The sequence below is a fragment of the Novosphingobium sp. TK46 genome (assembly GCF_055361525.1).
In genome coordinates this window covers 1,467,358-1,492,854 of record NZ_CM143963.1, presented here as the reverse complement: position 1 = coordinate 1,492,854, position 25,497 = coordinate 1,467,358, and the positions used below count along the sequence as shown (strand labels likewise).

General features: G+C 66.0%; 27 protein-coding genes. 14 read left to right on the top strand and 13 right to left on the bottom strand.

All coding sequences use genetic code 11. The features are described from left to right. Positions 1-51: 51 nt before the first annotated feature. Both mutS and ACXJ1Z_RS07140 read left to right on the top strand, forming a co-directional pair. Positions 52-2,658 (top strand): DNA mismatch repair protein MutS, encoded by a 2,607-nt coding sequence (gene mutS / locus ACXJ1Z_RS07145; protein ID WP_463780627.1) that lies wholly within the window; start codon positions 52-54, stop codon positions 2,656-2,658. 24 nt (positions 2,659-2,682) lie between these two features. Then, the gene (locus tag ACXJ1Z_RS07140; protein WP_463780626.1) at positions 2,683-2,877 is read left to right on the top strand and encodes a hypothetical protein; all 195 of its coding nucleotides are present in this window, start codon (positions 2,683-2,685) and stop codon (positions 2,875-2,877) included. Positions 2,878-3,127: 250 nt separating this feature from the next. Here ACXJ1Z_RS07140 and ACXJ1Z_RS07135 read toward each other — a convergent pair whose 3' ends face one another. From ACXJ1Z_RS07135 to gluQRS, 5 genes are all read right to left on the bottom strand, one after another. Further along, positions 3,128-3,433, bottom strand: a complete 306-nt coding sequence (locus ACXJ1Z_RS07135) for a hypothetical protein (protein ID WP_463780624.1) — start codon at positions 3,431-3,433, stop codon at positions 3,128-3,130. Positions 3,434-3,489: 56 nt separating this feature from the next. Beyond that, positions 3,490-4,359 (bottom strand): 3-hydroxyacyl-CoA dehydrogenase family protein, encoded by an 870-nt coding sequence (locus tag ACXJ1Z_RS07130; RefSeq protein ID WP_463780623.1) that lies wholly within the window; start codon positions 4,357-4,359, stop codon positions 3,490-3,492. Between the two features lie 108 nt (positions 4,360-4,467). Next, positions 4,468-5,037, bottom strand: a complete 570-nt coding sequence (locus ACXJ1Z_RS07125) for a cob(I)yrinic acid a,c-diamide adenosyltransferase (RefSeq protein WP_463780621.1) — start codon at positions 5,035-5,037, stop codon at positions 4,468-4,470. Between the two features lie 18 nt (positions 5,038-5,055). Next, a complete protein-coding gene (locus tag ACXJ1Z_RS07120) occupies positions 5,056-5,289 on the bottom strand; it encodes a hypothetical protein (protein ID WP_463780619.1) in 234 nt (77 codons plus the stop codon). Beyond that, positions 5,286-6,131 carry a tRNA glutamyl-Q(34) synthetase GluQRS gene (gluQRS, locus tag ACXJ1Z_RS07115; protein ID WP_463780618.1) on the bottom strand — a complete coding sequence of 282 codons (846 nt, stop codon included), beginning with the start codon at positions 6,129-6,131 and terminating at the stop codon, positions 5,286-5,288. Before gluQRS ends, ACXJ1Z_RS07120 begins: the two co-directional genes overlap by 4 nt. Positions 6,132-6,349: 218 nt before the next feature. On the opposite strand from gluQRS, the gene ACXJ1Z_RS07110 reads away from it, so the two are divergent. After that, on the top strand, positions 6,350-6,958 hold the full coding sequence (locus ACXJ1Z_RS07110; RefSeq protein WP_463781191.1) for an HNH endonuclease: 609 nt from the start codon (positions 6,350-6,352) through the stop codon (positions 6,956-6,958). Positions 6,959-6,969: 11 nt separating this feature from the next. On the opposite strand, the gene ACXJ1Z_RS07105 is transcribed toward ACXJ1Z_RS07110, so the two are convergent. Beyond that, entirely contained in the window at positions 6,970-8,253 is a 1,284-nt protein-coding gene (locus ACXJ1Z_RS07105; RefSeq protein ID WP_463780617.1) for a dicarboxylate/amino acid:cation symporter, read from the bottom strand. A 144-nt stretch (positions 8,254-8,397) separates the two neighbouring features. On the opposite strand from ACXJ1Z_RS07105, the gene glmM reads away from it, so the two are divergent. The 3 genes from glmM to thiD are packed head-to-tail and all read left to right on the top strand — an operon-like array spanning position 8,398 to position 10,726. Continuing rightward, positions 8,398-9,738: a phosphoglucosamine mutase gene (gene glmM / locus ACXJ1Z_RS07100; protein ID WP_463780615.1), complete on the top strand. Its 1,341-nt coding sequence runs from the start codon at positions 8,398-8,400 to the stop codon at positions 9,736-9,738. After that, a complete protein-coding gene (locus ACXJ1Z_RS07095) occupies positions 9,738-9,962 on the top strand; it encodes a DUF1272 domain-containing protein (RefSeq protein ID WP_463780614.1) in 225 nt (74 codons plus the stop codon). The genes glmM and ACXJ1Z_RS07095 overlap by 1 nt, the downstream gene beginning before the upstream one ends. 5 nt (positions 9,963-9,967) lie before the next feature. Next, positions 9,968-10,726 carry a bifunctional hydroxymethylpyrimidine kinase/phosphomethylpyrimidine kinase gene (gene thiD, locus ACXJ1Z_RS07090; RefSeq protein WP_463780613.1) on the top strand — a complete coding sequence of 253 codons (759 nt, stop codon included), beginning with the start codon at positions 9,968-9,970 and terminating at the stop codon, positions 10,724-10,726. Positions 10,727-10,792: 66 nt separating this feature from the next. On the opposite strand, the gene ACXJ1Z_RS07085 is transcribed toward thiD, so the two are convergent. The 4 genes from ACXJ1Z_RS07085 to ACXJ1Z_RS07070 all read right to left on the bottom strand — a co-directional run bounded on the left by ACXJ1Z_RS07085 (position 10,793) and on the right by ACXJ1Z_RS07070 (position 16,199). Beyond that, positions 10,793-12,400, bottom strand: coding sequence for a cisplatin damage response ATP-dependent DNA ligase (locus ACXJ1Z_RS07085; RefSeq protein ID WP_463780611.1), 1,608 nt, complete (start codon positions 12,398-12,400; stop codon positions 10,793-10,795). Continuing rightward, positions 12,400-13,404, bottom strand: coding sequence for a ligase-associated DNA damage response exonuclease (locus ACXJ1Z_RS07080; RefSeq protein ID WP_463780609.1), 1,005 nt, complete (start codon positions 13,402-13,404; stop codon positions 12,400-12,402). The genes ACXJ1Z_RS07085 and ACXJ1Z_RS07080 overlap by 1 nt, the downstream gene beginning before the upstream one ends. 75 nt (positions 13,405-13,479) lie before the next feature. Next, positions 13,480-15,852, bottom strand: coding sequence for an ATP-dependent Clp protease ATP-binding subunit ClpA (gene clpA / locus ACXJ1Z_RS07075; RefSeq protein WP_463780607.1), 2,373 nt, complete (start codon positions 15,850-15,852; stop codon positions 13,480-13,482). Between the two features lie 128 nt (positions 15,853-15,980). Continuing rightward, positions 15,981-16,199 carry a DUF1192 domain-containing protein gene (locus tag ACXJ1Z_RS07070; protein ID WP_463780606.1) on the bottom strand — a complete coding sequence of 73 codons (219 nt, stop codon included), beginning with the start codon at positions 16,197-16,199 and terminating at the stop codon, positions 15,981-15,983. 100 nt (positions 16,200-16,299) lie between these two features. Between ACXJ1Z_RS07070 and ACXJ1Z_RS07065 the strand changes: the two genes are divergently transcribed. After that, positions 16,300-17,301, top strand: a complete 1,002-nt coding sequence (locus ACXJ1Z_RS07065) for an NAD(P)H-quinone oxidoreductase (protein ID WP_463780604.1) — start codon at positions 16,300-16,302, stop codon at positions 17,299-17,301. 60 nt (positions 17,302-17,361) lie between these two features. Here the strand turns inward: ACXJ1Z_RS07065 and ACXJ1Z_RS07060 are convergent, their stop codons facing one another. Further along, positions 17,362-17,568 carry a hypothetical protein gene (locus tag ACXJ1Z_RS07060; protein WP_463780602.1) on the bottom strand — a complete coding sequence of 69 codons (207 nt, stop codon included), beginning with the start codon at positions 17,566-17,568 and terminating at the stop codon, positions 17,362-17,364. 178 nt (positions 17,569-17,746) lie between these two features. On the opposite strand from ACXJ1Z_RS07060, the gene ACXJ1Z_RS07055 reads away from it, so the two are divergent. Together ACXJ1Z_RS07055 and ACXJ1Z_RS07050 are read left to right on the top strand one after the other, a co-directional pair. Continuing rightward, on the top strand, positions 17,747-18,361 hold the full coding sequence (locus ACXJ1Z_RS07055; protein ID WP_463780601.1) for a glutathione S-transferase family protein: 615 nt from the start codon (positions 17,747-17,749) through the stop codon (positions 18,359-18,361). Between the two features lie 160 nt (positions 18,362-18,521). Continuing rightward, complete coding sequence (locus ACXJ1Z_RS07050; protein ID WP_463780599.1) at positions 18,522-19,229, top strand: DUF1013 domain-containing protein; 708 nt, start codon at positions 18,522-18,524, stop codon at positions 19,227-19,229. A gap of 89 nt (positions 19,230-19,318) precedes the next feature. Here the strand turns inward: ACXJ1Z_RS07050 and ACXJ1Z_RS07045 are convergent, their stop codons facing one another. Both ACXJ1Z_RS07045 and ACXJ1Z_RS07040 read right to left on the bottom strand, forming a co-directional pair. Then, the gene (locus ACXJ1Z_RS07045; RefSeq protein WP_463780597.1) at positions 19,319-19,777 is read right to left on the bottom strand and encodes a bactofilin family protein; all 459 of its coding nucleotides are present in this window, start codon (positions 19,775-19,777) and stop codon (positions 19,319-19,321) included. Between the two features lie 4 nt (positions 19,778-19,781). Next, positions 19,782-20,804 carry a peptidoglycan DD-metalloendopeptidase family protein gene (locus ACXJ1Z_RS07040; RefSeq protein WP_463780595.1) on the bottom strand — a complete coding sequence of 341 codons (1,023 nt, stop codon included), beginning with the start codon at positions 20,802-20,804 and terminating at the stop codon, positions 19,782-19,784. A gap of 335 nt (positions 20,805-21,139) precedes the next feature. On the opposite strand from ACXJ1Z_RS07040, the gene ACXJ1Z_RS07035 reads away from it, so the two are divergent. The 5 genes from ACXJ1Z_RS07035 to ACXJ1Z_RS07015 all read left to right on the top strand — a co-directional run bounded on the left by ACXJ1Z_RS07035 (position 21,140) and on the right by ACXJ1Z_RS07015 (position 25,494). After that, the gene (locus ACXJ1Z_RS07035) at positions 21,140-22,408 is read left to right on the top strand and encodes a glutamate-5-semialdehyde dehydrogenase (protein ID WP_463780593.1); all 1,269 of its coding nucleotides are present in this window, start codon (positions 21,140-21,142) and stop codon (positions 22,406-22,408) included. Positions 22,409-22,421: 13 nt separating this feature from the next. Next, entirely contained in the window at positions 22,422-23,093 is a 672-nt protein-coding gene (locus ACXJ1Z_RS07030; protein WP_463780591.1) for a nicotinate-nucleotide adenylyltransferase, read from the top strand. A 128-nt stretch (positions 23,094-23,221) separates the two neighbouring features. Further along, a complete protein-coding gene (gene rsfS, locus ACXJ1Z_RS07025; RefSeq protein WP_463780589.1) occupies positions 23,222-23,629 on the top strand; it encodes a ribosome silencing factor in 408 nt (135 codons plus the stop codon). An 82-nt stretch (positions 23,630-23,711) separates the two neighbouring features. Beyond that, on the top strand, positions 23,712-24,137 hold the full coding sequence (locus ACXJ1Z_RS07020) for a 23S rRNA (pseudouridine(1915)-N(3))-methyltransferase RlmH (RefSeq protein WP_463780588.1): 426 nt from the start codon (positions 23,712-23,714) through the stop codon (positions 24,135-24,137). A 133-nt stretch (positions 24,138-24,270) separates the two neighbouring features. After that, entirely contained in the window at positions 24,271-25,494 is a 1,224-nt protein-coding gene (locus tag ACXJ1Z_RS07015; protein WP_463780587.1) for a murein hydrolase activator EnvC family protein, read from the top strand. Positions 25,495-25,497 lie beyond the last annotated feature (3 nt).

Genomic DNA, 25,497 nt, shown 5'->3' with positions numbered 1-25,497 from the left:
GGCGCGCGGGCGCGTTCCCTATTGCCGCGCGGGGCGCTAACCGTGCGGGCGATGGCCGATGGCTCCGCTCCGACTCCGATGATGGCGCAGTATCTCGCTTTGCGCGAGCAGGCGGGCGATTGCCTGTTGTTCTACCGCATGGGCGACTTCTTCGAGTTGTTCTTCGACGATGCGAAGACGGCGGCGGCGATCCTCGACATCTCGCTGACCAGCCGTGGCGAGCACGATGGCGCACCGATCCCGATGTGCGGGGTGCCGGTGCATTCCTCCGAAGGCTATCTCGCCCGGCTGATCCGCGCGGGTTGCCGGGTCGCTATCGCCGAGCAGGTCGAGAGCCCGGCCGAGGCCAAGAAGCGCGGCGGCTCCAAGACGCTGGTGGCGCGCGATATCGTGCGGTTCGTCACTGCCGGCACGCTGACCGAGGAGGCGTTGCTCGAACCACGCCGGGCCAACGTGCTGGCGGCCGTGTGCGAAGTGCGCGGAACGATCGGAATCGCCGCGATCGACATCTCCACCGGGCGCATGGAGCTGGAAGAGTGCGAGCCGGAAGCCATGGGTGCGGCGCTGGCGCGGGTCGGCGCCACCGAACTGGTCGCGCCCGAGGGTTGGGGTATGCCTTTGGAGGCCATCGACCGACCGGCGCGCGACTTCGCCAGCAACGCGGGTGAGGCGCGGCTCAGGGCTGTGCACAGCGTCGCCACACTCGACGGGTTCGGTGTGTTCAGCCGGGCGATGCTGGGCGCGGCGGGTGGGTTGATCGCCTATCTCGATCATGTCGGGCGTGGCAAGCTGCCCTTGCTGCTGCCGCCCGAAGCCCGCGCGAACGCCGCGACGCTGGCGATGGACGAGGCGACACGCGCCAGCCTCGAGATCCTGCAATCGGCGCAAGGCGGGCGCAAAGGCAGCCTGATCGACGCGATCGATCGCTGCGTCACCGGCGCGGGCGCGCGCCAGCTGGCGGACGATCTGTCGGCGCCGTTGCTCGATCGCCAGGCCATCGCCGAGCGGCTCGAGCTGGTTGCCTGGTTGCACGAGGATGCGCTGCTGCGCGATGACGTGCGCGCCGCCTTGCGCGCGTTGCCGGATATCGGGCGTGCGTTGGGCCGCGTCGTGGCGGGTCGTGGATCGCCGCGCGATCTTGGCCAGTTGCGCGACGGCCTTGGCGGTGCGCGATCCTTGCACGAGCGGCTGGCGCGGCGGGAGGGCCTGCCGGTTTTGCTGGCGAGGATCATGCCGTCGCTCGCGGGGCATGGCGAACTCGTGGACTGGCTGTCACGCGCGCTGGTGTCCGCCCCGCCGACCGAGCGCGGACAGGGCGGCTATATCGCCGAAGCCTACGATGCCGCGCTGGACGAGTTGCGCCAAATTTCCGGCAACGCACGCCGCGCGATTACCGCGCTTGAGGCGAAGTATCGTGACGAGACCGAAGTGACCGGTCTCAAGATCAAGCACAACAACGTGCTGGGCTATTTCGTCGAAGTGCCGCAGCGTCATGCCGACAAGCTGTTGCTGCCGGAAAGCGGCTTCACCCACCGGCAGACCATGGCCGGGGCGATGCGCTTCAACGCGTTGGCCTTGCACGAGGAGGCGAGCCGCATCGCCGAGGCTGGCGGCCATGCGCTCGCGGCCGAGGAATCGCATTTCGAAGAGCTGGTCGCGGCCGTCGTGGCGGCACGCAATGCGATCGCCACCGCCGCCGCCGCACTGGCCCGGATCGATGTCGCGGCGGGGCAGGCCGAGCAAGCGGCACAGGGCGGCTGGAGCGCGCCCGAGATCGTCGAGGAGCCATGCCTCACCATCGAGGGTGGGCGTCATCCAGTGGTCGAGGCGGCGCTGACGGCTCGCGGCGAGCGCTTCGTCGCCAACGATTGCCGGCTGTCGGCGTCGGATCGGCTATGGCTGATCGGCGGACCCAACATGGGCGGCAAATCGACCTTCCTGCGCCAGAACGCGCTGATCGTGCTGCTGGCGCAGGCGGGCGGCTTCGTGCCTGCGGCCAAGGCGCGGATCGGGTTGGTCGATCGCCTGTTCAGCCGCGTCGGCGCCTCGGACAATCTGGCGCGTGGGCGCTCGACCTTTATGGTCGAGATGGTAGAGACCGCCGCGATCCTGTCGCAGGCGACCGAGCGGAGCTTCGTGATTCTGGACGAAGTCGGCCGCGGCACTTCGACTTATGACGGTCTCGCGCTCGCCTGGGCGGTGGCCGAGGCGGTGCACGAAACCAATCGCAGCCGCTGCCTGTTCGCCACGCATTACCACGAACTCGCGCGCCTCGCCGAGACGTGCGACGCACTGTCGCTGCATCATGTCCGCGCGCGAGAGTGGAAGGGTGACCTAGTGCTGCTGCACGAACTGGCGGAAGGCCCTGCGGATCGCAGCTATGGCTTGGCGGTCGCGCGGCTTGCCGGCGTGCCGGCCAAAGTCGTCAGCCGTGCCAAGTCGGTGCTGGACAAGCTGGAGAAGGGCCGCGCCCGCACGGGCGGTCTGGCGGCGGGTCTGGGCGACCTGCCACTGTTCGCCGCCGCCGCGCTGGCGCACGAGGAGAAATGCGACACGCTGCGCGATCGGCTCAAGGATGTCGATGTCGACGCGCTCAGTCCACGCGAGGCGCTGGACCTGCTTTACGTGCTCAAACGCGAGGCGGGCACGGAAGCTTAACCCTCATAGGCGCATGGCGAGGGGATGATCTCGACGCTCGGGCCTTCGATGAAAACGGTATTCCGCAGCCGCTGGCGCGCACTGTGGTGGTCGGCCGGGGTGTTGCTTACTGCCTACTGCTCGATTCCGTCGCAGGATGACGAAGCGGCGAAACCGACGCCTGTCACGCAGCCTTCGGATGACGCGGGCCCATGGGCGAAGGACGTGCCGGCGAAGTAGGGTCTTGGCAGGTTCGTCCTAATCTATTCTTCTGCCTTACCCATATCCTAGGCCAAGTTCGCCTCACTCATTCGCATAGAGGAAGGACTACAGCTCGGGAGCTCCCGAACTCCCGATCGGTGAGGCTTGTGCGCTCCCGGCCCTTGATCACCTGCAAATCTCTCGGCGACGATGAATGACGAGGCCAGCAGGCGACCAAGCTTGTGCTCGCGCGGCAGCGGGCGCCGCGTCGCATGCCAACCTCAATCTTTCAGCTGTCGTCTTCGGAGAACTCGTCGTCCGCCGCATTGCGGCTGCCGTACTTGTTCTCGAGATCGTCCATGGTCTCTTCGCCGTCGAAGGCACCCATATCGATGCGGCCGCTGCTTTCCATCTGGTTCATGCGGTCGATGAGGTCGGGCGCATCGACGTCTTCCAGGCCGCTTTTGTCCTTCTCGCTTTCGCCCGGAGTGCGGGTGTCCAAACCGATCGCCTCATCCGCGACGGTCTGCGCCTGGGTCTCTTCGTCTTCCTGCTCGGGCACGATGTCTTCGCGCGACTGGTTCTGGTCGATCATGGAAAGTCTCCTTCACCCGCAGCAACCCACGGGTGAAGGAGTCGGTTCCGTGATGGTCAGCGCGAGGGAACCGGCTTTTCGCCCGAGTAGTCGTAGAAACCCTTGCCACTTTTGCGCCCGTACCAGCCGGCCTCGACGTACTTCTGCAGCAGTGGTGCGGGGCGGTACTTGGGATCGCCGGTGGTCGCGAGAAACACCTTCATGATCTCGTAGAGCGTGTCGAGCCCGACGAAGTCCGCCAGCGTCAACGGACCCATCGGGTGGTTCAGGCCGATCTTGCAGCCCGCGTCGATGTCCTCGACCGAACCGAGACCCTCGCCCAGCACGAAGATCGCCTCGTTCAGCATCGGGCACAGGATGCGATTGACGACGAAGCCCGGCGCGTCGCCGGCGAGCACCACCGTCTTGCCCAGCGCCTCGCCGAATGCCTTCATCCGGTCGATGGTGTCCTGCGAGGTGGCGAGGCCGGGGATCACCTCGACCAGCCCCATGACCGGCACCGGGTTGAAGAAGTGCAAGCCGCAGAAGCGCGCCGGGTCGGGCGAGCCTGCCGCCATCCGCGTGATCGGGATGGAACTGGTGTTCGACGCCATGATCGCATCGGGGCCGAGCACCTTGCCGGCCGCTTCGAAGATCTTGGCCTTGATGTCCTCACGCTCTGTCGCGGCCTCGATGATGAGGTCCGCCTTGGTCATCGCGGCATAATCGCCCACCGGGGTGATGCGGGCGAGCAGCGCGTCGGCATCGGCCTGGGTCAGCTTTTCCTTGGCGACCAGCTTGGCCAAGCTCTTGGCGATGCCAGCCTTGCCCTTGTCCGCGAGCTCCTGCGACACGTCGGACAGGATGACATCCATGCCCTTGCCCGCAACCGTCTGGGCAATGCCCGCACCCATGATACCCGCACCGATGATCGCGACTGTCTGCACCGTTGGCTCTCCCTTGATGAACTCGGAGTGCTGACTAGCGGGATTGAATCGGGAGGCAAACCGGAACAGCGATCATCGCGAAACCGCCCCGCCGCTCATGCGAGATACCTAACGGTTCTTGCCCGGGACCCACAGCACGTCACCAGCTCCGGCAGCGTTGATCGCACGTGCCAGGACGAACAGATAGTCGCTCAGCCGGTTGATATAGGCGAGCGCGGCCGGATTGGTCGGCGCTTCGCTGGCAAGGGCTGTGGCGGCCCGCTCGGCGCGGCGCGTACCGGCCCGCGCGATATGGACGCGCGCCGAAGCCTCGCTGCCACCGGGCAGGATGAAGCTTCGCAGTGGTTCGAGATGCTCGTTCAGCGCATCCATGGCAGCTTCGAGCCAGTCGACTTGCGCCTGGACGATCCGCAGCGTCATTTCGCTTGGCGCGAAGTCATCGCCAGGTGTGGCAAGGTCCGCGCCAAGATCGAACAGATCGTTCTGGATCCGAGTGAGCGAAGCGCCATGCGAGGTGTCGCCCAGCGCGCACACCGCGAGGCCGATGGCGCTGTTCACCTCGTCGACCGCGCCGATCGCTTCCATGCGCGCGGCGTGCTTGGGCAGGCGCGATCCATCGACGAGGCCGGTGGTGCCATCGTCACCGGTGCGCGTGTAGATGCGGTTCAGGCGGACCAAGTCAGCGTGCCGGTGCGATTACTTGGACATCGCCATGACCAGCGCCACGACGACGACCGCCGCGGCCTGATACTTGATGCGGTTGAACATCATCTTGTTCTGCATCAGCTGCGCCGGCGAGGCGCCGGTCGCCGACGGGTCGCGTTCGAGATCCGCGCGGGTGCTCTGCATGAACGCGATGATGCCGCGGATCAGGCTGATGACGACCATGATCATCAGGCCGCCGATGATGGGGATGAGGATGTAGTTCATGGGAGATGATGTAGGCTTCCAGAGAGCGAAATACCAGCGGGCAGGCGACCGTCCCGAAGGGCAGATGCCAGCGCCATTCCATCCTCTCCGCCACGCCGCCGATCGGCCAGCGACGGTGAGCCGCGCCGCTTGGCGAGCTTGCGTCCATCCGGCTCGATCAGCAGCGCGTGATGATGCCACGTGGGAACCGGCAGTTCGAGCAGGGCTTGCAGCAGGCGGTGGACATGGCTGGCGGCGAACAGGTCGACCCCGCGCGTGACCAGGGTGATGCCGTCCGTCGCGTCGTCCAGCGTCGCGGCGAGGTGATAGCTGGCGGGCAAGTCCTTGCGCAGCAGGACCACGTCGCCGAAGGCACCGGGCGTGGCCGCCTGACGTCCGGCAAGCTCGTCGAGCCATTCCAGCGGGCCGGCGAGCGCCACGGCGGCCGCCATGTCGAGACGCCAGGCCGCGCCTTGCGGATCGACCACGGCATGCCGGCAGGTGCCGGGATAAATCGGGCCATCCGGCCCTGACCGGATCGCGGCGGCCACGATCTGGGCGCGGGTACAGTGGCAAGGGTATAGCAGCCCCATCGCTTTGAGATGCTCGCCTGCAGCGGCATAGCTTGCCAGCCGCTGCGACTGGAACACCACCTGTCCGTCCCACGCAAGTCCGAGCCAGGCGAGGTCATCGCGGATCTGGGCGACGTACTCGGGGCGGCTGCGCTCGCCATCGATATCCTCGATCCGCAGTACGAACGTGCCGCCACGCGTCCAGGCGACGTCATGCGCGACGATCGCGGCATAGGCATGGCCGAGGTGCAGCGGTCCGTTGGGACTGGGGGCGAAGCGCGTGCGGATCATCGCTCCCGGATGTCGTCCAAGGCGGCATCTGGCGCAAGAGGACACGGGGCAACGCGATACGGCGCATCGGTACCGATCGCGGCGGCGCCTTCATGCGCTCGCCTGTGGATTTCGGCCCCCGCGGGCAGCACGCGGAACTTGACGCTTTCTCGCACAAATGCTGGAATTGAAATCATGCGTTGCCATCAAACCGCAATCTCGGCCTGCAACAGGAGGCCATGCTCAAGTCGGAGCTGATCGAGCGCGCGGCCCGGTTCCGCAGCGCGGAGGATGATCCCTCCCGCAGTCTCACCGACTGTCCTGCCCTCGTTTTGAATGCGGATTACACGCCGCTCTCCTATTATCCGCTCAGCCTGTGGCCATGGCAGACCGCGATCAAGGCGATCGTGCTGGAGCGGGTCGATGTCGTCAGTTCGTACGAACGCGCAGTGCATTCACCCAGCTGGACGATGCAAATTCCCTCGGTGATCGCGTTGCGCCAGTATGTGAAGCCGTCCGAATTTCCGGCCTTCACCCGCTTCAACGTGTTCCTGCGCGATCGGTTCAGCTGCCAGTATTGCGGCAGCCCGGCGCACCTGACGTTCGATCACGTTGTGCCACGAAGACTGGGTGGGCGCACCAGTTGGGAGAACATCCTCACCGCCTGCGCGCCATGCAACATGAAGAAAGGCGGACGCACCCCCAAGCAGGCCAAGATGCCGCCGCTGATCCCGCCGATCCGGCCGACCAGCTGGCAATTGCAGGAACGCGGACGGGCTTTTCCGCCCAACCACTTGCACGAGACCTGGCGAGACTGGCTCTATTGGGACGTCGAGCTGGAGGCCTGACGTCGCGGCGTTCAATGAACCGTGGCGACAGGCGCATCTTCACTGGATCGGTCGACCACGGTGGTGATCGCCACGTCCATCGTGACGTTGCCGATCGTGCGCATCAGGTCGGGCAGCATCTCGACCGCGACCAGCAGGGCCAGCGGCTCCACCGGAACGCCCATGGCGATGGCTATCGGTCCGACCGAGGTGACGAAGCTGATCGCGCCCGGCAGCGACACCGCGCCGAAGGTGGTCGCGAAGGCGGTAAGGATGCCGGCGGCCAGCACCATCGGCGTCAGCGTCACTCCGGTCAGGTGCGCGGCATAGACTGCGACCGCCATGTTCATCCCGGGACCCGTGGCGCGAAACAGCGCGGTCGCGAGAGGCAGGGAGAACTCGGCTGTGTTCTCCCGCAAGCTCAGTCGCCGGCATGACACGAGCATCGCGGGCAGGCTGGCCAACGACGATTGCGTGGAGAAGGCGACCGTCTGCGCCGGCAGCATGGCGCGTGCAAAAGCCGGCAGCGAGCGCTTGCCGCCGATGACCGCCATGGCGTAGCCGCCAAGGAATACCATCGTGCCGATGGTGGTGACGATGACGATGTAGTGGGCCAGCGCTCCGATCGCCGCGCCGCCGCTGCCAGCCGCGACGCCGAACGCCAGACCGAACACGCCGATCGGGGCGATTGCCAGCACCCAGCCGATCACCACCATCATCGCCCCGGCCAGACCCTCGAACACCACGGCCAGCGCCCTGCGCGGCTCTGTCGTCAATCGGGTCGAGGCGACTGCGAACAGCGAAAAGAACACGATTACCGGCAGCATCGCATTCGCGCCGGCGGCTGCGACGATGTTGGAGGGGATCAGCGAAGACAGGAACTCCGCCATGCCGGGTACCGGCCCCGGATCGGCGGTCTGCGCGCCGATGGCGGCGGCGGCGCCTGCCGGTACCGGCGACAGCTGCAGCAGCAGCGGCGTGACCAGTCCGCCCAGCAGCGCGCTTGCCGCCAGGACGCCAATGATCAGGCCAAGCGTGCGCCGCGCCATGGCGCCGGCGCGGGCAGCGGCGACCGTCTCGACCACGCCGGTGAACAGCAGACCCGCCACCAGCGGCAGGATCGTCATGGTCAACGCCTGCAGCCACAGCTTGCCCACCGGCCCGGCGACTTCGAGAATCCATTCGGCGGCCGATGTCGAACGCAGCAGCCATCCGCTTGCCAGTCCCAGGGCCAGACCCAGGAACGTCAGGCCGGCGGGCACCTTGATCTCGGGCATGCGGGTCGCGCTGCTTTGGCCGCTTACGACTGTGTCCATATCTTCCTGTGTCGCCATATGTCGTCGTGAACGCACGAGACGTGACACTAGCACCCGATGACGACATAGCAATTTGTCGGCAACGTCGCAGTAACGTGGCCTGTTCTAGGGAATGGCCATTAGGTGACGATCGTAGGAACGCGCATGACCAAGCAATTTTTCGGCACCGACGGCATTCGCGGCCGCACCAACGCCGGCGTGATGACCGCGACGATGGCGATGAAGGTCGGGCAGGCGGCGGGCACGCGCTTCTTGCGCGGCGATCATCGCCACCGCGTCGTCATCGGCAAGGATACGCGGCTTTCGGGATACATGCTGGAGAACGCGATGGTTGCCGGATTCACGTCGGTGGGCATGGACGTGGTGCTGCTGGGACCGATGCCGACGCCTGCGGTGGCCTTGCTCACGCAGGAACTGCGCGCCGACGTCGGCGTGATGATCTCGGCCAGCCACAATCCGTATGAGGACAACGGAATCAAGCTGTTCGGCCCTGACGGCTTCAAGCTTTCGGATGCCGATGAAATGGCGATAGAGACCATGCTGGCGCAGGAGATGCCGCTTGCCGCCGCCGAGCAGATCGGCCGGGCACGACGCATCGACGATGCCCGGGGGCGCTACATCCATGCGGTCAAAGGTTCGCTGGCCAAGGCGATCCGTCTCGACGGGCTTAAGATCGCCATCGATTGCGCCAACGGGGCCGCCTATCAGGTCGCGCCCTCGGCATTCTGGGAGCTGGGCGCGGACGTGGTGGCGCTTGGCGTCGATCCCAACGGCAAGAACATCAATCACAATTGCGGCTCGACCCATGTCGCCGCCTTGCAGGAGACGGTGGTTTCGTCCGGCGCCGACATCGGCATCGCGCTCGATGGCGATGCCGACCGGCTGATCGTGGTGGACGAGAAGGGCAAGGTCGTCGACGGCGACCAGATCATGGCGCTGATCGGCAGCGAGTGGGCGACGCAGGGACGTCTGACCGGCGGCGGCGTGGTGGCGACGGTCATGTCGAACCTGGGGCTGGAGCGTTTCCTGCAAGGACGCGGGCTCGACCTGGTCCGCACCGCTGTCGGGGATCGCAACGTACTCGAGGCGATGCGCAAGGGCGGCTACAACGTTGGCGGTGAACAGTCGGGCCACATGATCCTGCTCGACCATGCGACGACCGGCGACGGCACCGTGGCGGCGCTGCAGGTGCTTGCCGCGCTGGTTCAGTCGGGCAAGCGGGCAAGCGAACTGCTGCACCTCTTCGACCCGGTACCACAACTGCTGCGCAACGTACGTTTCGGCGGCGGCAAGCCGCTTGAGGCCGATAGCGTCAAGGCGGTCATCGCCGATGCCGAAGCCTCGCTGAACGGCAAGGGCCGGCTGGTCATTCGCCCCTCGGGCACCGAACCCGTCATCCGCGTCATGGCCGAGGGTGACGATGCCGGAGAAGTCGAAACAATGGTCGCCGCGATCTGCTCCGCCGTGGAAAAGGCTGCCGCCTGATGCTGGAAATGCGCCCCGACTGCGAACGCTGCGGCACCGAATTGCCAGCCGAGGCACCGGGCGCGTTCATCTGCAGCTTCGAATGTACTTACTGCGCCGAATGCGCCGAGACGCTGGACGACTTTTGCCCCAACTGCGGCGGCGAACTGGTCGATCGGCCGACGCGAGCCAGGAAGCATCATGCCAAGAGCCCGCCCTCCAACCAGCGCCAGTTCAAGAACTGAAACCCATGCGGCCACCCCCACGCATCCTTTCCATCGCCGGTTCCGACAGTGGAGGCGGTGCGGGTATTCAGGCTGACATCAAGACCATCACCATGCTGGGCGGCTTTGCGATGACCGCGATCACCGCGATCACCGCGCAGAACTCGCTGGGCGTGACGGCGGTGGACATCCTCTCGCCCGAAATGGTCGCGGCACAGATCGAGGCATGCACGTCCGACATCGGCGTCGATGCGGTAAAGATCGGAATGATCGGCTCGCCCGCGATCGCCCACGTCGTCGCCGATCTGCTCGACGGCATGGCGGTGCCGATCGTGTTCGATCCGGTGATGATCGCCAGCAGCGGCTCGATCCTGGCGGACGACGCCACCCGCGCGGCATTCGAGCGGCTGATGCTGCTGGCGGTGGTGACGACGCCCAACGTCGCCGAACTCGCGGCCTTGGGGGGTGACGCGATGATGGCGAAGCGCGACATCGCATATCTCGCCAAGGGCGGCGATGCCCCCGGTGACGTAGTGCTGGACCGCTTGTTGCGCCCCCACCACGAACCCGTCGCGTGGAGCGCGCCGCGCATCGTCACCCGGCACAATCATGGAACCGGCTGCACGCTATCGAGTGCGATCGCCACGGCGCTGGGGCGGGGAGACGGGCTGGTCGAGGCGATCCAGCATGCCCGCTCGTTCGTGCGATCGGCGCTCGAGGCGGCGCCCGATTTCGGTGCGGGGCATGGGCCGATGGGCCACCACGCGGTGCGCGGCGAGATCTGACACGCGGTTCCTCGCAACTGTCGGGCAGTCCTCAGACGATGCATAGCATGGTCGACGACCGCCAAGTCAGTCGCGGATCAGGGCTTTCAGTGCCTCGATGCGGTCGGCTTCGTGGGCGGGCTTGTCGGTCCGGATGCGGTTGATGCGGGGAAAGCGCATGGCGACGCCGGACTTGTGGCGCTTGCTCAGGTGGATCGAATCGAACGCGATCTCCAGCACCAGCGAGCGTTCGACTTCGCGCACCGGGCCGAAGCGGTTGAGCGTGTGCTGGCGCACGAACTTGTCGAGCATCTTGAGCTCTTCGTCGGTGATGCCAGAGTAGGCTTTGCCGACCGGTAGCAGCTCGGCGCCCTGATCCGGGTCGCCATCCCAGCAGCCGAAGGTGTAGTCGGAATAGAACGACGAGCGCCGCCCGCTGCCGCGCTGCGCGTACATCATCACGCAGTCGACCAGCAACGGGTCGCGCTTCCACTTGTACCACAGGCCGGTGCGCCGCCCGGCGATGTAGGGCGAATCGCGGCGCTTTAGCATGACCCCCTCGATCGCATCGTCGCGGGTGCGGCTGCGAATCTCGCCGAGTTCATCGAGGGTTCCGGCCTCGATCACTTGGCTCAGGTCGAAGTCGTCGGGATCGAGGCGCGGCATCAGTGCTTCGAGCCGCTGGCGGCGCTGCTCCCACGGCAGTTCGCGCAAGTCCTCGCCATCCACGATCAGCGCGTCGTACAGGCGCACGAAGGCGGGGTACTCGGCGAGCATCTTCTTGCTCACAACCTTGCGTCCGAGCCGCTGTTGCAGCGCGTTGAAGCTGGCCGCGCCGCCTTCCTCGCCACCTTGGTGCGAGCCGCGTACCAGCAGTTCGCCATCGAGCACGGCAGGGAAGGGCAACGATGCGGCGACTTCCGGGAAGGTGGCCGAGATGTCATCGCCCGAGCGCGAGTAGACGCGCGTTTCACCGGTCCCGTCCGCATTGTTTGCGCGCACCAGTTGGACGCGGATGCCGTCCCATTTCCACTCGGCGGCATAGTCGACCATATCGACGATCGTCTCATCGAGCGGATGCGCGAGCATGAACGGGCGGAACAGCGGGATGCCTTCGGACGAGGGTGCATCCTCGCCATGTGCGGCCCAGGCGAACAGCGGCTGGTAGGGCGGCGTCTGGCCGTGCCAGTGCTCCTCCACTTCCTCGACCGTGACGCCAAACGCCTGCGCGAATGCGGTCTTGGCAAGGCGCGAGGATATGCCGATCCGCATCGCACCGGTCGCCATCTTGAGCAGCGCATAGCGGCCATCCGAGTCGAGACGGTCGAGCATGCGCGGCAGTTCGCTTGCGACAGTGGCGCGGGTCATCGCGGCGAGTGCGTCCACCGCTTCGGTCACGGTCGGCGGCGTGGGCGCGGCGTCGGGCTCCGGCCAAAGCAGGCTCGCGGTCTCAGCGCTATCGCCGACGAAATCGCGGCTGAGCGCGTAGAGTACCGGGTCCACCCGCTCGCTGAGCAGGTTGCGAATCGTGGAGGATTTTACCGCCGGAAAGTCCAGCCCGTTGGTCAGTGCCGCCAGCGCCCAGCCGCGGTCGGGGTCGGGCGTGTCGCGCAGGTAGTCGGCCAGGAGCTTGAGCTTGGCGTTGCGGCTGCGGGTATAGACCAGCGCGTCGAGGAGGGCGGCGAACGCCTCCATCAGTCGTCCTCGTCCTCGTAGCCGACCAGTGCCAGCGCCTTGGCACGACGCTGGTGCAGCTGGCACCAGCGCAGCATCGCCTCCTCACGGCCGTGGGTGATCCAGGTCTCGTAAGGGTTCACGTCCACCACCGTCTGGGTGAGTTCGTCCCAGTCGGCATGGTCGGAGATGACCAGTGGCAGCTCGACCATGCGCTGGCGGGCACGTTGGCGCACGCGCATCCAGCCCGATGCCATCGCCGTGATCGGATCGGGCAGGCGGCGGCTCCAGCGATCGTTAAGCGCCGAGGGTGGGCTGACTACGATGTGGCCGACGATCTCGTCCTTCTTGACCTCGCTGACCAGACGCAAGTCGCCCAGGCCAACGCCGAATTCCTCGTAGAGCCGGCACATCCGCTCCATCGCGCCATGCAGATAGATCGGCGCGGTGTGACCGGCGCGGCGCACTTCGGCGATCAGGCGCTGCGCCTTGCCCAGCGCGTAGGCGCCGACCAGCACGCAGCGGTCAGGGTTCTCGGCCCGCGCTTTTAGCAGCTTGGCGATTTCGCCCTCGATCGGTGGGTGGCGGAACACTGGCAGGCCGAACGTGGCTTCAGTGATAAGCACATCGCATGGCGTGACCTGGAACGGAGGGCAGGTGGGGTCGGCGCGGCGCTTGTAGTCGCCGGTGACGATGATCTTTTCGCCGGCATGCTCGAGCAGGATCTGCGCTGAACCCAGGACATGCCCGGCCGGCAACCAGGTCGCATCGACGCCGCCGCCAAGGCTTATCGTCTCGCCGTAAGCCACCGGCGTCGCGCCTTCCTCGGTCGAGTAGCGCAGCTTCATGATCGCCAGCGTCTCGGGCGTGGCAACCGTCACCCCATGGCCGCCTCGCGCATGGTCGGCATGGCCATGAGTGACCAGCGCGCGATCGACCGGACGCGAGGGGTCGATCCAGGCATCGGCGGGGGTGACATGAATTCCCCAGGGTTCGGGTCGGATCCAGGAGAAGTCACGGGTCATCACAGAAGAATGGGGCGGAACCGTCGTGGTTCCACCCCATGCTTGAGGGCAGGCTTTAACGAGTGGCCCGAAGGCCTACTCGTCCGAGCTTGCTTCCGGTTCGGAGCCGGTTTCGGGAGCGGGCGACTTCACAGCGCCCTTCTTCTTCGCCTTGGGCAGCTTGGGCGGGGCCGGGGTCAATTCGAACGACAGCGCGTTCTCCTTGATCGAGACGTGCACCTCGCCGCCTTGCGCCAGCTTGCCGAACAGCAGTTCCTCGGCGAGCGGCTGCTTGACCTTCTCCTGGATGAGGCGGCCCATCGGGCGCGCGCCATAGAGCTTGTCGTAGCCGCGCTCACCCAGCCACTCGCGCGCATCCGTATCGAACTGGATGTGCACGTTCTGGTCCGCCAGCTGCAGTTCGAGCTGGAGGATGAACTTGTCGACGACGCGGCTGATGGTGTCCTTGCCGAGGTAGGCGAAGGGCACGATCGCATCGAGACGGTTGCGGAATTCCGGCGTGAACATCTGCTTCACTGCTTCCTCGCCGGCATCCGCCTTCGAGGTGTCGCCAAAGCCGATGCCCGACCGTGCCATGTCCGAAGCGCCCGCATTGGTGGTCATGATGAGCACCACGTTGCGGAAGTCGACCGTCTTGCCGTGGTGATCGGTCAGGCGTCCGTTGTCCATCACCTGCAGCAGGATGTTGAACAGGTCCGGGTGTGCCTTCTCGATCTCGTCCAGCAGCAGGATGCAATGCGGGTTCTGGTCGATCGCATCGGTCAGCAGGCCGCCCTGATCGAACCCGACATAGCCCGGAGGTGCACCGATCAGGCGGCTGATCGAATGACGCTCCATGTATTCGGACATGTCGAAGCGCTTCAATTCGATGCCCATGATCGTGGCGAGCTGGCGCGCGACTTCGGTCTTGCCGACGCCCGTCGGTCCGCTGAACAGGAACGAGCCGATCGGCTTGTCCGGATCGCGCAGGCCCGCACGGCTCAGCTTCATCGCGGTGGACAGCAGGTTGATCGCCTTGTCCTGCCCGAACACCACCTGCTTCAGATCACGCTCGAGGCTTTCCAGCGCCCGCTTGTCATCGGAACTGACCGACTTTGGCGGGATGCGCGCCATCGTCGCGATCACTTGCTCGATCTCGCGCGCGGTGATCGTCTTCTTGCGACGGCTGGGGGGCACCAGCATCTGCATCGCGCCGACTTCGTCGATCACGTCGATCGCCTTGTCCGGCAGCTTGCGGTCGTTGATGTAGCGCGCCGAAAGCTCCACCGCGGTCTTGATCGCGTCGGGTGTGTACTTGACCTTGTGGTGATCCTCGAACGCGGTGCGCAGGCCCTTGAGGATCTTGATCGTATCCTCGATCGTCGGCTCGTTCACGTCGATCTTCTGGAAGCGCCGCAGCAGCGCGCGGTCCTTCTCGAAGTGGTTGCGGAACTCCTTGTACGTGGTCGAGCCGATGCAGCGGATCGTGCCGCCCGACAGTGCCGGCTTGAGCAGGTTGGACGCATCCATCGCCCCGCCGCTGGTCGCGCCGGCACCGATCACGGTGTGGATCTCGTCGATGAACAGCACCGCGTGCGGCATCTTTTCCAGCTCGGAAACGACCTGCTTCAGCCGCTCCTCGAAGTCGCCGCGATAGCGGGTACCGGCCAGTAGCGAACCCATGTCGAGCGAGTAGATGACCGCCTCTTCGAGAACTTCAGGAACTTCGCCCTCGACGATCTTGCGCGCGAGACCTTCGGCGATGGCGGTCTTGCCGACGCCGGGGTCGCCCACGTAGAGCGGGTTGTTCTTGGAGCGGCGGCACAGGATCTGGATCGTGCGGTCGACCTCAGGGCCACGGCCGATCAGCGGATCGATCTTGCCGGTCAGCGCCTTCTCGTTGAGATTGACGGTGAACTGGTCGAGCGCGGACTCCTTCTTGTTGCCACCCTTCGCGTCCGACTTTTCTTCGGACGCATGGGGCGCCTGCTCTTCGGAGCCCTTGGCGTTCTTGTCCTCGATCCGGCGACCGCCCTTGCCGATGCCATGGCTGATGTAGCTGACGGCATCCAGGCGGCTCATGTCCTGCTGCTGCAGGAAGTACACGGCATAGCTGTCGCGTTCGGAGAACAGCGCGACCAGCACATTGGCGCCGGTGACGGTGTCCTTGCCGGACGACTGGACATGGAGGATGGCGCGCTGGATCACCCGCTGAAAGCCGGCGGTCGGAGCGGGGTCGCCCTTCTCCTCGGTCTTCAAGGACTGATATTCCTGGTCCAGGTACTGGCGCACCACGTCGCCCAGATCACCCAGGTCGACACCGCAGGCGGTCATCACTTGCGCCGCATCGGTATCGTCGATCAACGCGAGCAGCAGATGCTCCAGCGTGGCGTATTCGTGGCTACGGTCCGACGCATGCGACAGCGCCGAATGCAGTGTCTTTTCAAGGCTTTGCGCGAAACTTGGCATTTAGCGTTCTTTCATTGGGTAGGATCGCGCTCCTTGTCGGGCCAGGGTTCCCTGATGCGCCCGAAGGTCAGCACTCGTTTCCATCAATATAGGAACCCGCCCTGCCGTTTCGAGACGACGCATCGGGTTCATCGCTGTTTTGGCCGAAACAAGGCATCGGCTGCTTGCATGTGGGCCGCGCTCTTGTCGCGAAATTGCCTTATGCGGGCGATATCGGCTTCGAGCAGGGCAATGCGTGCGTCGAGTTCATCCAGCGAGTAGCGTTCTAGGCTCTCGCTGGAGAGGAGGCTGGCGGCACCGAAGTTTCCTTCGGTCGACCGTCGCCGCGGTCGCTCGTCGTCGTCCATTGCATTGCAGCATCGGACTCGATCCCTCACCTGTCAACTGCCTCGACAAACACGCGCGAAAACAGTTCCAAAGCGCCTTCGCCTTGTGCCATCAGGTACCATGCCCAACACAGTGCCCGAGCAGATGACCGCCATCACCATCGACGCTCCTGGAGGGCCGGAAGTGCTGGTTCCCCGCCAGGTCGCGGTGCCCCGGCCGGGGCCGGGAGAGGTGCTGGTAAAGGTCGCTTTTGCCGGGGTGAATCGTCCCGACGTGGCCCAGCGCCAGGGAACTTATCCAGCCCCGCCCGACGCTTCCCCGCTGCCGGGTCTCGAGATATCGGGCAGCGTCGTGGCGTTGGGTGAGGGCGTTACGACGCTCCTGCCGGGGGAGCGGGTCTGCGCGCTGGTCGCGGGCGGTGGCTACGCCGAATATTGCGTCGCCGATGCCGCGCAATGCCTGCCGGTCCCAGATTCGCTATCGTTGGCCGAAGCGGCGGCGATCCCGGAAACGCTGTTTACCGTGTGGCACAATGTGTTCGAGCGCGGCTGGGCGAGCGAGGGCGAGACGATGCTGGTCCACGGCGGCACCAGCGGCATCGGCACCATGGCGATCATGCTGGGCAAGCTGTTCGGGCTGACGGTGATCGTCACTTGCGGAGGCGCGGCCAAGTGCGCACGCGCTGTGGAGATCGGCGCCGATCACGCCATCGATTACAAGGCGAGCGACTTCGTCGAGGAAGTGGCGCGCATCACCAGCGGCAAGGGCGTAAACCTAGTCCTGGACATGATTTCGGGCGACTACGTCGCGCGTAATCTGAAATGCCTGGCGGAAGATGGGCGCCATGTGACCATCGCGGTGCTGGGCGGGGCAAAGGTCCAGCTCAACATGGCGGTGGTGATGAGCCGACGCTATACGCTGACCGGCTCAACCTTGCGAGCGCGCAGTGTCGAGTTCAAGCGATTGCTGGCGCAGGAGATCATCGCCAACGTGTGGCCCATGGTCGAAGGCGGTCGCTTGTGCCCGGTTATGGATGCCACATTTTCCCTGACAGACGCCAGCGCGGCGCATCGCCGCATGGAAGCGGGCGATCACGTCGGCAAGATCGTGCTGGAGGTCTGAAGAAAGGCTCGCTGCAAGCCGGCCCGGCGGCGGAGAGCGACCGGGCCGGCGATTCGCGAATCACACGCCGATGGTGGGATCGTCCGTGTACGGAAAATGATCGGGAAAATGGATGCGGCACATGTCCAGAACCTGCTGCACAAGCTCTTCTTCCGAAGCGAAGGCGGGCTGCGATTTCATGTAAGGTTCGGTGCTATCGTCACGATAGACTTCGGCATAGACGCCACCCGAACTGTCCGAAACTGCCTTGATCGTAACCGATGCCATTGTGAACTCCCTTTGCCTTCACAAGCATGCGGGCGGATGAAGGTTCCGAAGCGTGCCGCGCGGTCATGCGATCGTCGGGTCGACATGCTCTCATCCCGGCGCGACATCACGCGATGGCTGAAAGGTGTTCCGCTTTGGCGACTTAGACCCTACGCTGACTGCAAATGGAAGGGGACGCATGGACAAGCTGACGCTTCACGAGGATCCGCGCAGTGGCAACTGCTACAAGATCCAGCTGACGGCCGCGCTGCTGGGACTGCCGCTGGCACGCCGTAAATACGACATCATGCGGGGCGACACGCGCACGCCGGAATTCCTGCGCGACGTCAACCCGAATGGCCGCATTCCGACCTTGCAGATCGGCAACCGCTTCCTGCCCGAAAGCAACGCCGCTTGCTGGTACCTCGCCGAGGGGACGAAGCTGGTGCCGACCGACCGGTTCGAACGGGCCGACATGCTGCGATGGATGTTCTTCGAACAGTACAATCACGAACCCAATGTCGCCACGCTGCGGTTCTGGCTGCTGTTCGTGGGCGAAGGCAACCTGTCGAAATTCCAGCGCGATCAGATTCCGGCGAAGCGCGTCGGCGGCGAAGCGGCGCTGGCGATGATGAACGATCATCTGCTCAAACACGATTGGCTGGTCGGCGGACAGGCGAGCCTCGCCGACATCGCGCTCTACCCCTACACCCATGTGTGCGAGGCCGGCGGATTCCGCCTGCGCGATTACCCGGCGCTGTGCGGCTGGCTCAAGCGGATCGAGAAGTTGAAGGGCTTCGTGGCGATGGATTGACGAGCGCGTGATTGCAGTCCTGGCGACCCCATCCAGCCTCGATGGACCGAAGAGCTTGCCGAATCCGCCGCGATTGCCTAGATCAGCCATCTACGGCCGCTCCGCAAAGGGGCGGCCCTTATCGTTTTTGCGCCATACGAATGTATCGGGACCAAGAGACATGAGCCAGCCCACACCGCTGATGCCGCACGCGACCGCCTCGTGGCTGGTCGACACCACCGGCCTCACCTTCGAGCAGATCGCCGAATTCTGCGGCCTCCACATCCTGGAAGTCCAGGCCATGGCGGACGACCTCGCCTCCAGCAAGTACACCGGCCGCGATCCCGTGCGCTCGGGCGAACTGACGCTGGAAGAGATCGAGAAGGGTCAGGCCGACCCCTCGTACAAGCTCAAGATGCACAAGGCGCCGGTCAACGTCACCCGTACCAAGGGCGCGCGTTACACCCCCGTGTCGAAGCGGCAGGACAAGCCCGATGGCATCGCCTGGATCCTGCGCAACCACCCCGAGGTTTCGGACGCGCAGATCGGCAAGCTGATCGGTACCACCCGCACCACGATCGCGGCGATCCGTGACCGCAGTCACTGGAACATCTCGAATATCACGCCCAAGGATCCGGTCACGCTGGGCCTGTGTTCGCAGCGTGAGCTTGACGGTATTGTGGCGAAGGCGGCGAAGAAGGCCGGCATCGAAGACGATGGTCGCGACGACGAGCGTCTGGGCGATGATCGCCAGGCGCTGCTCGAGGAGCTGCGGCAGGAGCGTGACGATGCACGGGTCGCCGCCAGCCAGGCCGCCCAGGAAGCCGAAGCCGCCGCCTGGCTCGAAGCCAAGCGCGCCGCCGAAGCCGAAGAGCGCGCCGCTCGCTGATAAGCGCCGCAATACGGTCAGAAAAAGGCCTGGTCCGCGCTATGCGGGCCGGGCCTTTTTCATGGTCGACGGGTTGGTGGTGGCAGGCTTCAATCGTCCGATTGCGCCTGGCTTTCGGTCGGCTCGGGCTTCTGGACGGCGGCAGCCAGGATCAGCCGGGCTTCGGCGCCTTCGACGTTGCGCGTGATCGTTTGCGATTGCGCGGTACGCGGGGTCAGCCGGCCATCCAACTGGGCGCCCTGCTCGATGGTGAGCGAATCATAGACGATGTCGCCCCTGATCCGCGCCGTCTTGAGGATGACGACCTCACGCGCTGCAACGGAACCTTCGACCCGGCCGGCGATCCGGGCCGATTCGGCGGTGATGGCGCCCACGACTTCGCTGTTTTCGCCCTGCACCAGCGCGGTGCAGGCGACATCGCCCTCGACGCGGCCATCGATGTGCAGGTCGGTATCGGCCTTGATGCTGCCGGCGATCGTGGTGTCGCCGCCAAGCACCGATACGGTGGCGCCGTTGATCGGACGGTGGGTTCCAATGGGTTTGGGCATCGAGCTAGGAGTCCGGGGTGTGACGGGGTTGAGCACGGCTTGCAGCCTCCAGAAAGGGGCGCGGGTTTACCGGCCGATCATTGATACGAACTTCGAAATGCAGGTGCGGCCCGGTCGAGCGACCGGTGCTGCCCATCGCTCCGATCCTGGCACCTGCATCGACCTGCTGACCGACACGTGCGCCAAGCGCGGACATGTGAGCATAGCGTGTCAGCAGCCCATTGCCATGGCTTATCTCGATGCAATTGCCATAGCCCTGCCTCTGGCCGACGAACGAGACGGTGCCCTTGGCGGCGGCATAGATCGCCGAACCCAGCGGTCCGGGAAAGTCGAGCCCGGCGTGAAAGGCGGCGCCGCCGTTGAACGGATCGGTGCGATAGCCATAGCTGGACGAGACATAGGCGACATGCGCCGGCTGAACCTGGGGCAGGCTGGCAAGGCCGGACGCCAGTGCGTCCATCCGCGCGAGGCTCATGCCCATGCGCCGGAATCGCGGATCGACTGTGCCGTTGCGCGCGGTCGTCAAACGCAGCAACGGTCCACCTTCGGCCATCCGGGCGCTGGAAATCATCGTATTCGGATTGAGGCCCAGGCCGCGAATCGCAGCGGCGGTGCGGCTGGCGCGGCGATCGGCATAGCGGGTCAGCCGCTCGACGAAGGCGAGTTGCTCGGTCTCTATGCGAGCCAAGGCACTGGCTTCGGGGAGAGCCCGGCTCAGCTTTTCCGGCGCTTTGACCTCCGCGGCGTCCGCCTCGGAGACCTCGGGCAAGTCACCCAGATGGGCTTCCACCATGCGCTGGATGAAATCCTGACGTCGCGCGAGATCGGATGCGACCGATCGGACGTCGCGGCGATAGGCGTCGACCCGGTGCTGCTGGCGCGCGACTCGCGCCTCGCGATCTAGCAGGGCGCCGCGCTCGCGGTTCGCGGACCATTGCGACACGGTAAGGCTCACCATCGTCGCAAGCCAGGCTGCGACCACGATGACCACCACCAGCGCGGCAAGTGCCTGAATCTTCGTCGACAATTTGATAAATCGGACCTGGCCCTGTGATCGCATGAAGAATTCGCGATCCGGGAAGAGGGTCCGCAGACGTGCATGAAGCCCGTCGGCGGCTGGCATTTTCAATTCGACCCCGCTTTTGCGTAAGCTGTTGTTGCCGCGGCCCCTATCGACCAAGAGCCGTGATGGCGAATCCGCCTGTCTTGTGCAGATGCGAACACGCGGTGAGCCGCGAGCCGATCGCGACGGATCGAATTATCGGCGGTCCCACACCCATCAAATCGCAATACTTCACGATCACTCGAACGCGCTGTTGCGGTGACATCGCTACAGCGCGGTGTTAGGCGGCGACCATGGATATGCACAGTTCCGTCACGGAGTCGCCCGAAGTCCTCGTCACGCGGTTGGCGCAGGCCGGTCGTATCGCGCAGCGGCAGCTGGCGCTGCTGCCGGACGCGCAAAAGGCCGAGGCGCTTCGCGCGGCGGCTGTCGCGCTGCGCCAGGATGAGGCGGAAATCCTGGCGGCCAACGCCACCGACTATGCTGCGGCGCAGGCACGCGGCACCTCCGGCGCGTTGCTCGATCGGCTCAAGCTGGATGCCGCCCGCCTGGCGGGCATGGCGGATGCGGTCGAGCAAGTCGCGGCGTTGCCCGATCCGGTTGGGCAGGTGATCGACCACACCGAGCGTCCCAATGGCCTGCAACTGTCGCGCGTGCGCATCCCGATCGGGCTGATCGGGATCATCTATGAAAGCCGTCCCAACGTCACCGCCGACGCCGCAGCGCTGTGTCTGCGCTCGGGCAACGCAGTCTTGCTGCGCGGTGGTACCGAGGCCTTGCACTCGAACCGCGCCATCCTGGCCGCGATGGTGCGCGGACTGGTGAGCGCGGGCGTCCCGGCCGATGCGGTGCAATTGATGCCGACGCAGGATCGCGCGGCCGTGGGCGCCATGCTAACCGCGGCGGGCCTGATCGACATGATCGTGCCGCGCGGGGGCAAGAGCCTTGTCGCGCGGGTGCAGGCCGATGCGCGGGTGCCGGTGCTCGCCCACCTCGACGGCATCTGCCACACCTACGTCCACGCATCGGCCGATCCTGCCATGGCGCGCGCTCTGGCGCTCAATGCCAAGATGCGCCGTACCGGCATCTGCGGGTCGATGGAGACGTTGCTGCTCGATGTGCAATTCCCCGATTCGATCCCGCTGGTGGGCGACCTGCTCGACGCCGGTTGCGAAGTGCGCGGCGATGCGCGGGCGCAGGCGCTCGACCCGCGCGTGGTGCCCGCCAGCGACGAGGACTGGGATACCGAATATCTCGATGCGATCCTGTCGGTGGCGGTCGTCGACGGCCTCGATCCGGCGCTGGAGCACATCGCCACGCATTCCTCGCATCATACCGACGCGATCATCACCGCCGACGATGCTTCGGCAGAGCGCTTCCTGGCCGAAGTCGACAGCGCGATTGTGATGGTCAACGCATCGAGCCAGTTCGCCGATGGGGGCGAGTTCGGGCTGGGTGCCGAGATCGGCATCGCCACCGGGCGGCTGCATGCCCGGGGACCGGTCGCGTTGGAAGGGCTCACTACCTACAAGTGGCAGGTGCGCGGGACCGGTCAGGCGCGACCGTAGGCGAAGCCGTCGCGTGACGCTTACCGGGCTGCTTGGCGGCAGCTTCAATCCGGCGCATGGCGGCCATCGCAAGATCTCGCTCGAGTCGATTCGCGCCCTCGGCCTGGACGAGGTATGGTGGCTAGTTTCGCCCGGCAATCCGCTAAAGCCGCGTTCCGGCATGGCGCCACTGGCTGCGCGCGTCGCGTCCGCGCGGCGGCGAACCCGCCGCGCACCTATCCGCGTCACCGCGATCGAGCGGGAACTGAACACCCGTTACACCGTCGATACCTTGCGCAAGCTGGTGCGGCGCTACCCTCGGCGGCGCTTCGTCTGGCTGATGGGGGCCGACAATCTCGCGCAGTTCCACCTCTGGCGTCAGTGGCGCAATCTGGCGCGACTCATGCCGATTGCGGTGATCGCGCGTCCGGGCTATGATGGCGCCGCCTTCGCGAGCCCCGCGATGGCATGGCTGGGCCGGTACCGGAAGCCGCCCGCCAGTCCACAGTTCCGGGAAACGTGGAGCGCCCCGGCGCTGTTGATCTTGCGTTTCGATCCCGACCCGAGCTCGGCCACGGCGCTTCGTCGTGCCGATCCGGACTGGGCCGACAGCTCGTCGGTCCTCGGGGCAAGACGCAAAGGCATACGCGACGAGGTTACCCATCACGTGATCCCCGGAGACGCCCATACAGAAGCGGGGGCGTGAGCGTGCGGGTTGCCCTTTACCTTGGCGACCACCATTTCCCCGACATCGCCCACGCCATCCGGAATGGCCGTCTTCCAAGCACATGACGGTCCCGCGTACCCCCAAGAGAGGAGCTGACTACCCCTAAGATGCCACAGGCACATCTACCACCGGCCCAGGCCGGCACTGCGACCCCGGTCGGAACCCAGGTTCAGCCCGGATCGGACGATCCGCTACTCGCCATCGTCCTGCATTCGCTCGACGAAGACCAGGCGCAGGACGTCGTCACGATCGATCTAGAAGGCAAATCCAGCATCGCCGATCACATGGTGATCGCGTCGGGCCGGTCCAGCCGTCAGGTCGCCGCGATCGCCCAGAAGCTCGCCGAGCGGTTGAAGCATGGCGGCCATGGCAATCCGCGCATCGAAGGGCTGCCCGCAGCCGATTGGGTGCTGGTGGATGCCGGCGGCGTGGTCGTTCACGTTTTCCGTCCCGAGGTCCGCACCTTCTACAACCTGGAGCGGATGTGGGCCTTCGGCGAAGGCGGCGCCGCGTAAACACCGTGATGCCGGGCGGCGTGGCCGTCCGGCCCACGCCAGGGGAGGTGCGCGGGTTCGCGCCGGCGCTTACGCTGCTGCCATGCTTTTGCACATCATCGCCCGGGGCAAGATCGCCCGCTCGCCCGAAGCCGAGTTGCTCGACCGCTATGCCAAACGGCTGGCATGGCCGTTTCGTCACACCGAACTTCCAGACGTCGGCGGCCGGGTGCCACCCCCGGCCCACACCCCCTCACGCGCGGTGCTGCTGGATGAGCGGGGCAAGCTCATGTCATCGGAAAGCTTCGCCGAACTGCTTGGCCGCTGGCGCGACGAAGGCGTGCGCGAGACTCGCTTTCTGATCGGGGCGGCGGATGGCCACGGCGACGCCGCGCGCCGGGAAGCCGATCTGCTGCTCGGATTTGGCGCCATGACATGGCCACACCTGATGGTCCGCGCGATGCTGGCCGAACAGCTTTGGCGCGCGACCAGCATCCTTGCCGGTCACCCCTATCATCGGGCGGGGTAAACCAATGCGGGCTGCGAGTGTCCTCGCGCACGATCACCTGCCGGGTGAGGGGTGGTCGCAATCGTGGGTTCCAACGGATCCAGTCCGGGCGAATAGGCAATTGCCAGAGCAGATTGCTCCGCTCCGATCCCGGTTGGCGGCATGGCTGGCTGCATCCACGTCCGCGGTGATCGTCCTCACGCTTGCCTTGAACGCCAGCGCCCAGAATGCGCCACCTGCGCCTGCGGACGATGTCGCGCAGACCCGCCGCGAACTTGCGTTCGCCCATTCGCAAGGCGTTGCGGCCCGGCGACGCGCCGAAACGCTCGAAGGGCAGGCGCGCGCCGTGACGCAGCAGGCGGATCGCACCGCGCGCGAGGCAGCGGCGCTCGCGGCGCGAGTGCAGGAAACCGAAGCACAGATCGCCGCGCAGGAAGCGCGGGTGAAGCTGATCGCTTCGGCCCGCGCAACCTTGCGGGCACGGCTGGCCGAGCGGCAGGCCCCGCTGATCCGGTTGACCGCCGCGCTTCAGCGCCTGTCGCGCCGGCCGCCGGTGCTGGCCTTGTTGCGGCCAGGATCGCTGCGCGACCTCGTGACGATGCGGGCGCTGCTGGAGACGATGCTGCCCGAGGTGGAGCGCCGCACGGCCGCCTTGCGCAGCGAGATCGAGCAGGTGCGCAGGCTGGAGGAGTCAGCCCAGGCGGCATCCACGCAACTGCGCAGCAGCGAGAGCCAGCTGGGCGAGAAACGCCGCCAGCTGGCAGCGGTGGAGGCGCGACAGCGGATCGCCAGTCGCCAGGCCGTCGGGATCGCCGCGCGCGAAGCGGACCGGGCGCTGGCTCTGGCAGAGCGGGCACGAGATCTTGGCGACCTGATCGGTGCGATCGGCCGCGACGGTGCCTTGCGCGATGCGCTGGCACGCCTGCCGGGGCCGATCATGCGCCCACCGCGGCCGCAGGATTCCCGGGTCGTCGATGCACCGATCTTCACGCCGCCGCCGCAGGGTCTGCCGATCTGGATGCTGCCCTTGGCAGGGCGGCTGGTCACCGGCTTTGGTGAGCAGGGCCTCGGTGGCCAGGGCCGGTCGCGCGGGATCGTCATGGCGACGCAAGCCAACGCGCAAGCCGTGGTGCCCGCGCCGGGCCGCATCGCCTATGCCGGTCGCTATCGCGGATATGGCCAGATCGTCATCGTCGAACATTCCGGAGGCTGGGTTTCGCTGGTGACCGGGCTTGCCGCGCTCAACGTAGCGGTCGGCCAGCAGGTCGTCGCGGGATCGCCGCTGGGCACCACCGGGCCGGGCCGCCCGCAGGTCGGCATCGAGCTGCGCCACGACGGCGAACCGGTGAACCCGCTGCAATATCTGCGATCGCTGTGATGG